Here is a 260-nt window from a genome sequence, read left to right on the forward strand (position 1 = left end):
GTTCTCGGGCGAGCCGAGATAGTCGAAGAACCGGGGCCGTCCGGCGGGCACGAAGGCCGAGAGGTAGACGATCTCGTTGACGAGTTCGGGTGCGCGCTCTACAGCCAGTGACGCGGGGCCGCCGCCCGCGCTGTGCGCGACGAGTACGACGCGACGATGGTGGCGGGCTTGGCGCAGCGTGTCCAGCACGGCCTCGGCGCTGTCCTCCATCGTCACGGTGGCGAGCGCGGACTTCTCGGTCAGCAGGCCCGGCTGGCCCG

At 71.2% G+C, this 260-nt stretch carries 1 protein-coding gene; it reads right to left on the reverse strand.

The features are described from left to right. Positions 1-260, reverse strand: a 260-nt coding sequence (locus OO52_RS45830) for an alpha/beta fold hydrolase (RefSeq protein ID WP_030659565.1), incomplete at both ends; no start/stop codon positions are given.

This window comes from Streptomyces flaveolus, assembly GCF_000716535.1.
GTDB lineage: Bacteria > Actinomycetota > Actinomycetes > Streptomycetales > Streptomycetaceae > Streptomyces > Streptomyces flaveolus_A.